7 protein-coding genes are annotated in these 6,361 nt (G+C 69.5%); 6 read left to right on the top strand and 1 reads right to left on the bottom strand.

The features are described 5' to 3' along the window. Positions 1–133 precede the first annotated feature (133 nt). From ACN469_RS39700 to ACN469_RS39680, 5 genes are all read left to right on the top strand, one after another. A complete protein-coding gene (locus tag ACN469_RS39700; RefSeq protein ID WP_498776927.1) occupies positions 134–793 on the top strand; it encodes a hydrolase in 660 nt (219 codons plus the stop codon). Positions 794–902: 109 nt separating this feature from the next. Beyond that, positions 903–2,759, top strand: coding sequence for an amidohydrolase (locus ACN469_RS39695; RefSeq protein ID WP_498776924.1), 1,857 nt, complete (start codon positions 903–905; stop codon positions 2,757–2,759). 10 nt (positions 2,760–2,769) lie between these two features. Then, positions 2,770–4,407: an MFS transporter gene (locus ACN469_RS39690; protein WP_498776922.1), complete on the top strand. Its 1,638-nt coding sequence runs from the start codon at positions 2,770–2,772 to the stop codon at positions 4,405–4,407. Further along, positions 4,404–4,631, top strand: coding sequence for a DUF1427 family protein (locus ACN469_RS39685; RefSeq protein ID WP_498776920.1), 228 nt, complete (start codon positions 4,404–4,406; stop codon positions 4,629–4,631). The genes ACN469_RS39690 and ACN469_RS39685 overlap by 4 nt, the downstream gene beginning before the upstream one ends. Then, on the top strand, positions 4,628–4,786 hold the full coding sequence (locus ACN469_RS39680) for a XapX domain-containing protein (protein WP_141648147.1): 159 nt from the start codon (positions 4,628–4,630) through the stop codon (positions 4,784–4,786). The genes ACN469_RS39685 and ACN469_RS39680 overlap by 4 nt, the downstream gene beginning before the upstream one ends. 51 nt (positions 4,787–4,837) lie before the next feature. Here ACN469_RS39680 and ACN469_RS39675 read toward each other — a convergent pair whose 3' ends face one another. Then, positions 4,838–5,581 carry a class I SAM-dependent methyltransferase gene (locus ACN469_RS39675; protein ID WP_498776917.1) on the bottom strand — a complete coding sequence of 248 codons (744 nt, stop codon included), beginning with the start codon at positions 5,579–5,581 and terminating at the stop codon, positions 4,838–4,840. Between the two features lie 582 nt (positions 5,582–6,163). Between ACN469_RS39675 and ACN469_RS39670 the strand changes: the two genes are divergently transcribed. After that, positions 6,164–6,361, top strand: a 198-nt coding sequence (locus ACN469_RS39670) for an InlB B-repeat-containing protein (protein WP_498776915.1), incomplete at its 3' end; no start/stop codon positions are given.

The raw sequence follows: 6,361 nt of genomic DNA, 5'->3' as shown, positions 1-6,361 counted from the left end.
GCGTCCCCACCCCTCGAACGCCCCCGGAGGATTCGCCGCACGGTGACGGAAAGGTCCCCCGAACGAGGGATGTTTTCACAGGGCTTCCGGGTGTTTCGTGCAGAGCGCCGACCTCCCACCCCCAAGGAGCCCCATGCCCAACGCCAGCCCTACCCCCGGCAAGAACCTGCTCACCCCGGACAACCACGCGCTCATCCTGGTGGACCATCAATCGCAGATGGCCTTCGCGACGAAGTCCATCGACATCCCGCTCTTGCGCAACAACACGGCGCTCATCGCCAAGGCGGCGGCGGGCTTTCGCGTCCCCACCATCGTGACCACCGTCGCGGAGAAGAGCTTCTCGGGGCCGCTGTTCCCCGAAATCAAGGAGGTCTTCCCCGAGGCCAAGGTCCTGGACCGCACCACGATGAACGCCTGGGAGGACGCGCAGGTCACCGACCAGGTCAACCGCTTCGACAAGGAGCGGGTGGTGTTCGCGGGCCTGTGGACGGGCGTGTGCATCGTCGGCCCGGTGCTGTCGGCCATCGACCAGGGCTTCAAGGTCTATGTCATCACCGACGCCAGCGGTGACATCTCCGAGGAGGCCCACGAGCGCGCGGTGCAGCGCATGATTCAGGCCGGTGCCATGCCGATGACGAGCCTCCAGTACCTGCTGGAGCTGCAACGGGACTGGGCGCGCGGCGCCACCTACGCGATGACCACGGGCATCGCCGTCAGCAACGGCGGGGGCTACGGCCTGGGCGTCCAGTACGCCAAGTCCATGTTCAACGCCTCCGAGGGCGGCGGTCACTGACGCAGTCCCCTCCCCGCCACACCTCGACGATGGACGCGCGCTCCAGGGCACCTGGGCCGCGCCCGTCGTCGTGTCGTTGTCCGCCTCCCCCTCCGCGCACGAGCACCCCATGGCCGACCTGATTGTCCGCAACGCCCGCATCACCACCCTGGACAGGGATCATCCCGAGGCCCAGGCCCTGGCCATCTCCGGAGGCACCGTGGAGGCCGTGGGAGATGAGGCCTCCATCCTGGCGCTCGCCACGCCCGGAACGCGGGTCATCGACGCGGGCGGGCGGCGGCTGATTCCCGGACTCAATGACAGCCATATCCACCTGATTCGCGGCGGATTGAACTACAACCTTGAGCTGCGCTGGGACGGCGTGCGCTCGCTGGCGGACGCGATGGCGCTGTTGCGCGAGCAGGTGGCCCGCACGCCCGCGCCGCAGTGGGTGCGCGTGGTGGGAGGCTTCAGCGAACACCAGTTCGTCGAGAAGCGCCTGCCCACGCTGGAGGAGCTCAACGAGGCCGCGCCGGAGACGCCTGTCTTCATCCTCCACCTGTATGACAGGGCGCTGCTCAACCGCGCCGCCCTGCGCGCGGTGGGCTACGGGAAGGAGACGCCGGACCCGCCCGGCGGGCGCATCGAACGCGACGCGCGCGGCAACCCCACGGGCCTGCTGCTGGCCAGTCCCAACGCGCTCATCCTGTACGCGACGCTCGCCATGGGGCCCCGGCTGCCCCCGGAGTACCAGCTCAACTCCACGCGCCACTTCATGCGCGAGCTGAACCGGCTGGGTGTCACGTCCGTCATCGACGCGGGCGGCGGCTTCCAGAACTACCCGGAGGACTACGACATCATCCAGAAGCTGCACGCCGACGGCGAGCTGACGGTGCGCATCGCCTACAACCTCTTCACCCAGAAGAAGGGCGCGGAGGTGGCGGACTTCGAGCGCTGGACGGGCATGCTCACCCCGCGCCAGGGCGACGACATGATGCGCCACAACGGCGCGGGCGAGATGCTCGTGTTCTCCGCCGCGGACTTCGAGGACTTCCGCATGCCCCGGCCGGAGCTGCCCGCGGGCATGGAGGGCGAGCTGGAGTCGGTGGTGCGCCTGCTGGCCCAGAAGCGCTGGCCGTTCCGAATCCACGCCACCTACGACGAGAGCATCAGCCGGGTGCTGGACGTCTACGAGAAGGTGAACCGGGACGTGCCGCTGGACGGCCTGCACTGGCTCATCGACCACGCGGAGACCATCTCCGAGCGCAACATCGAGCGCGTGCGCGCGCTCAGCGGCGGCATCGCCGTGCAGCACCGCATGGCCTACCAGGGTGAGTACTTCGCGGAGCGCTACGGCCTTGACGCCGTCCGCCGCACGCCCCCGGTGCGCAAGATGCTGGAGCTGGGCGTGCCCGTGGGCGCCGGCACGGATGCCACGCGCGTGGCCAGCTACAACCCCTGGGTGGCGATGTACTGGCTCGTCACCGGCCGCACGCTGGGCGGACTGGCCATGTACGGCGAGGACAACATCCTGGAGCGCGAGGAGGCCCTGCGCCTGTGGACACACGGCAGCGCGTGGTTCTCACACGAGCAGGAGCGCAAGGGGCTCCTGAAGCCCGGCTACCTCGCGGACTTCACCGTGCTGTCCTCGGACTTCTTCCAGGTACCGGAGGCGTCCATCCTGGACATCACCAGCGTCCTCACGGTGGTGGGCGGCAAGGTGGTGCACGGCGCGGGTGACTTCGGTCCGCTCGCGCCCCAGCTCCCCCGGCCGATGCCGGACTGGTCTCCGGTGAATCGGTTCGGTGGCTACCAGGGCGGCACCGTCGCCCAGGCCCGGGCCGTCTTCCAGGGGGCCTCGCATGCGCATGGAGACTCCTGCGCCATGCATGGCCATGGCAGGACTCACGCTTCACGCCACCAGGTCCCCACGAGCGATGACTCGGGCTTCTGGGGCGCGCTCGGGTGCCTCTGCTATGCCTTCTGAGTCGAATGTCGTGGCTGCTCCTGCGGCAATCCCGGCGCCGGAGGTCGGCCCCCTGGCACCGCTGCGCCACGCCACCTTCCGGATGATGTGGCTGTCGGTGCTGGCCAGCCAGATTGGAACGTGGGTCCATGACGTCGCCGCCGCCTGGTTCATGTCCGAGCGGACCGGCTCGCCGCTGATGGTCGCCGCGGTGCAGTCCGCGACGACGCTGCCCGTCGTGGTGTTCGCGCTCTTCGCGGGCACGCTGGCGGACATCGTCGACCGGCGGCGCTACCTCATCGCCGTGCAGCTGTGGATGCTCGTCATGGCGACGGTGCTCGCCTGGCTCTCGCTCGTCGGCCGGATGGATGAGTGGGTGCTGCTGGGGTTGACCTTCGCGCTCGGGACGGGCGCGGCCATGGCCATGCCGGCGCAGGCGGCGACCACCGCGGAGCTGGTGCCGCGTCCGCTGCTGGCGCCCGCCGTGGCGCTCAGCTCCATCGGGATGAACATCGCGCGCTCGGTGGGGCCGGCCCTGGGCGGGTTGATTGTCGCGCGCTTCGGCGTCGGCTGGGCCTTGTCGCTGGACGCAGTCTCCTACCTGGGCGTGGTGCTGGCTTTGTGGCTGTGGCGGAGGGAGGCGACTGTCTCGACGCTGCCGTCGGAGCCCTTCGGCATCGCCCTGCGCGCGGGGCTTCGCTACGCGGCGCGCTCGGGCGACCTGCGCTCGGTGCTGCTCAAGTCGGCGTGCTTCTATGTCTTCGCCAGCGCCCTGCCCGCGCAGCTCGCCATCGTCGTGCGCAAGGAGTTGGGGGCTGGGGCGGGCACGTACGGGCTGCTGCTGACGTGTATCGGCGCGGGCGCTGTCTCAGGCGCCGTCCTGCTGCCCCGGCTTCGGGCGCGCCTGGGCGTGGACCGGTTGGTGTTCGGCGCCACGCTGCTCTACGCGCTCACCATGCTCGTCGTGGCCCACGTGCGTCTCATGCCCGTGCTGGGCGTGGCCATGGTGTTCAACGGCCTGGCGTGGATCAGCGTGTTGTCCTCGCTCCAGACGGCCGCGCACGTGTCGGTGCCCACGTGGGTCCGAGCCCGCGCGCTGTCGCTGTACATCGTCGTCTTCTCCGCGGGCATGGCCAGCGGCGGCCTGCTGTGGGGCTCGGTGGCCCAGCGCTTCGGGGTTCCCCTCTCGCTGACGGTGGCGGCGGTGGCGGCGGTGCTCGCGGGGGTCTTCTCGTTGCGCTTCCAGCTGAGCGCGGCGATGACACGCAACACAGGGGCCTCCGGGCACTGGCCGGCGCCGGAGCTGACCGAGGCCATCGAGCAGGACCGGGGCCCGGTGCTCATCACCGTGGAGTACCGCATCGCCGCCAAGGACCGCGCGGCGTTCCTGCCGCTCATCCGCCAGCTCGGCGACACGCGGCGACGTGACGGGGCGGTGCAGTGGGACGTCATGGAGGACACGGCCGAGCCCGGGCGCTTCCTGGAGTACTTCGTCGTGGGCTCGTGGATGGAGCACCTGCGTCAGCACGAGCGCGTCACGCATGAGGAGAAGGCGCTGCAGGACACGCTGCGCACGCTCCACCAGGACAGTCAGCCGCCGTCCGTTCGTCACTTCGTCGGCGCCGCGTCGACGCGCCCCCGTCTCACCCCCATGGAGAACGACTCGTGAACTGGAAACTGTGTGTGGGCCTGCTCCTGGGCCTGGGTATTGGGTTTGGATGCCGCTGGTTGGGGGTGCCCGCGCCCGCGCCGCCGGTGCTGGTGGGTGCGCTGCTCGTCGTCGCGATGACGAGCGGCTACACGCTGACCGACAAGCTCCTGGCGTCCCGTCCCTCGCGCAACCACGTCAACTGCGGCGGACCCACCGGCGAGACGCAGGAGACGCGCTCATGATGCTGGCGCTGTTGGGATTCGCCCTGGCGCTCATCATTGGCGCGGGGTGCAGGCTGCTCGACATTCCCCTGCCCGCGCCGCCGAAGCTCCAGGGCGCGCTGCTGGTGGTGGCCATGACGGTGGGCTTCCTCATGGGAGAGCGGCTCCTGGGCTGAGCACCGTCGTGCGCGGGAGTGGGGAGTCCTCCCGCGCCGGGGTGGGCGTCGTCAGGGCTTGGGGATGAGGACCAGGTCCTCGTCCTGCTCCAGGCGATACACCCCGTCCGCGCCCCGGCAGCGTTCGGTATGCAGGCGGAGCTTCCGGTCGAGTTCGCGCGCCTGATCTGGAGTCATGGCCGCGAGCTGCTCCGCGGTGAAGCAGCCCTCGAGCACGAAGAAGCGGCAGAGCGTGTACATCTCCTCGAAGGTCTGCGCGACGAAGCCGCTCATCGTGGGGAGCACTTCATGGGGCAGGTGCTTGCCCCGCACGGTGTCCAGCATCAGCTCGCCGAAGTTCAGCGTCTCCGCGAAGTCACGGCACAGCTCGTAGGTCGGTCCCCGAGCGGCGGCCATGATGAGCAGACAGTAGCCGCCCGGGCGGACGAACGAGAGCAGTCTGTCCATGAAGGCGCCCCAGTCGGAGAGGGGCACGTGGTACAGGACGTGTGAGCACAGGACGAGCTCGTACTTCTCCGTGGAGTCATAGCGCTCCAGCGGCTCGACGAGGACCTTGGCCTTGTCGAGCTTGAGCCCTGAAATCTGTTCGCGGTTGGGTTCGAGCAGCGTAAGTGAGCCGAAGTGCGGTGCGAGGCGCTCGGCCACCTTGCCGGACCCGGCGCCCACGTCCAGCAGCGCGCGGTGGAGAGGGAGCGCGGGGAGCATCCGCTCCTCGACGACGCGCGCGATGTTTTCGGGGTGGCGCGCGGTGGCGGCCAGCAGGCGAAAAGCCGTGGCGTATTCCTGCGGCGACATCGTGATTCCCATTTCAGACCCCCTGCTCCAGGTGAGATGCCAGCCCCAGTGCCCCTCACTGGGATGAGGGCCAGTGTATCGCCCCTCCGGGCGAGGAGCACCTGACCGACGTGGAACGACAGGTTGCCGCGCGACCAGTCGCCTCCCACCCGCGAGCGTGAATCGAGGCTGACACGCGGCCAACCCGCTGGATTTCACGCAGTGCCCCCGAACGCCTCACGCCAGCATCCGTGACTCCGTGGCGGCAATGCCGCGAGCACAACGACAGGCCGCGCCGTTCGCGATGCGAAACTGTACCTCGGTCCCTCGCACCTCTACCGGGGGCACGGCCCCACAGATCAGTGGGTGTTGTCCACCACAGCGGCCCCGCTCCTCGCGATGCGCCGCATGCATCCCCGCAGGGAAGCCCCACGTGTCACGCCATTGGTCTGACGCTTGCTCTGTCTGGACGCAATGACAACTCTCACTCTCAGAGAAAACTGGCGGGCCCTGGCCCTCACGGCCGCGCTCCTTCTCGGTTGCACCAGTGACACACCTGCACCTTCCGGAGGACCTCCTGGGGAGGACGACACCACCGTCCAGTTGACGCTCACGCGCCTGGGCGCGGGCACCATCACCTCCAGCCCCGCTGCGCTCTCCTGCGGCGCCACCTGCCTGGCCTCGTTCGCCAAGGGCACCGCCGTCACCCTGACCGCCACGCCTGACACGGGGTACGCCTTCGGTGGATGGACTGGCGGCGGCTGCACGGGCACCGCGGCCTGCACCACCACCCTCGAGCCG

Origin of the sequence: Corallococcus terminator, assembly GCF_049194865.1 — a bacterium.
In the GTDB taxonomy this organism is placed as follows: domain Bacteria; phylum Myxococcota; class Myxococcia; order Myxococcales; family Myxococcaceae; genus Myxococcus; species Myxococcus terminator_A.
Note: the sequence above shows the minus strand (reverse complement) of the source record. Positions and strands in the feature narration are given on the sequence as shown.